Genomic DNA, 1575 nt, shown 5'->3' with positions numbered 1-1575 from the left:
ATCAGAAGTTAGTGCCTCTCCTAATGGCACTCAGTGGCAATCCATCGATTGGAAAGCCGTCGAGTCGCACGTGTTAAAGCTTCAAATGCGCATTGCAAAAGCAACCCGAGAGGGAAAACACAGTAAAGCAAAAGCTTTGCAGTGGGTCTTAACGCACTCCAGAGCAGCTAAATTACTGGCTGTGAAGCGAGTGTCCCAAAATAAAGGCAGTAACACTCCTGGAATAGATGGTGTCATCTGGAATACGGATGCTCGTCGAATGACCGCTGTGAATCAATTGAATCGAAAAGGCTATCGAGCTAAACCTCTCAGACGCGTCTACATCCCGAAAAAGAATGGCAAACTCAGACCTCTAGGCATTCCATGTATGATAGATAGAGCGCAACAAGCGTTGTATCTGCTTGCTTTGGAGCCAATTTCGGAAACAGTAGCAGATCCAAATAGCTACGGTTTTCGCCCTAACCGCAGTACGGCAGATGCAATTCAACAATGCTTCAAATGCCTGTGTCTTAAGCGTTCAGGTCGTTGGGTTTTAGAGGGTGACATTAAGGCTTGCTTTGACATGATCGGGCATGAATGGCTACTTGAACATGTTCAAATAGACAAAAGGATGCTGAAGCAGTGGTTAGGCTCAGGCTATATCGATAAGGGCTTGTTCTACCGAACTTCGGAAGGAACTCCGCAAGGCGGAATTATCTCCCCAACGCTTATGTTACTGACACTTGCGGGTTTAGAAAGACTCGTAAAAGAAGTGGCTAAGAAATCGGGAGAACGAGTTAACTTTATAGGTTATGCGGATGATTTTGTGATAACGGGTTCATCAAAAGATGTTCTTGTTAACGAAGTCAAACCACGACTGATTGATTTTCTAAAAGAGAGAGGGTTGGCACTCTCTGAAGAGAAAACGCACCTTACTCATATAGATGATGGCTTTGATTTTCTGGGCTTTAACCTCAGGAAGTACAAAGGAAAACTGCTCATCAAACCGAGTAAAACTAACGTTCTCTCCTTCTTGGGAAACTTGCGCGAACTCATTAAGAAGCACGCAACAATGCCAGTCAATGATCTTATCAGACTATTGAACCCTAAACTGAAGGGTTGGGCGAATTATTATCGCCACTGCGTTGCAAAACGTACTTTCGGTTATCTCGGTCATCAAATCTTCTGGCTACTGTGGCGATGGGCGGTAAGACGCCATCCTACTAAATCAAAAGACTGGGTAAGGCGCAAATACTACATGAACAGAAGTGGTGGTTGGCAATTTCATGGTTGGCAGAAAATTGCGAATATGGACTGTCACTACAACTTGGCTCAAATAGCGAAAACGCCAATTAAAAGACATGTGAAGATCCGAAGTGCGGCTACACCGTTCGATCCTCAGCACCAAGATTACTTGGCAAAGAGGAAACCGAAAAAGGAAAGCCGTCACTCTTGGTTTGATCCTGCTTTGACTGCTATCTAGGTTGCTGGGTAACGTAATACGCCTTAGCGGAGGCTTGAGCCGTATGCAGTGAAAGTTGCACGTACGGTTCTTAGGAGGGTGGCACTCGGCAACGAGTGTCGCCTATCCGACAA

General features: G+C 45.3%; 1 protein-coding gene. It reads left to right on the top strand.

Translation table 11 applies throughout. The features are described from left to right. The coding region (gene ltrA / locus AB4503_RS25070) for a group II intron reverse transcriptase/maturase (protein WP_372115881.1) at positions 1–1462 on the top strand (1462 nt) is incomplete at its 5' end. Between the last annotated feature and the right edge of the window lie 113 nt (positions 1463–1575).

This window comes from Vibrio sp. 10N.222.55.B11 (genome assembly GCF_041473705.1).
Lineage (GTDB): Bacteria > Pseudomonadota > Gammaproteobacteria > Enterobacterales > Vibrionaceae > Vibrio > Vibrio crassostreae_C.
The sequence above is the reverse complement of the archived record's forward strand: the minus strand, read 5'-3'. Positions and strand labels throughout refer to the sequence as shown.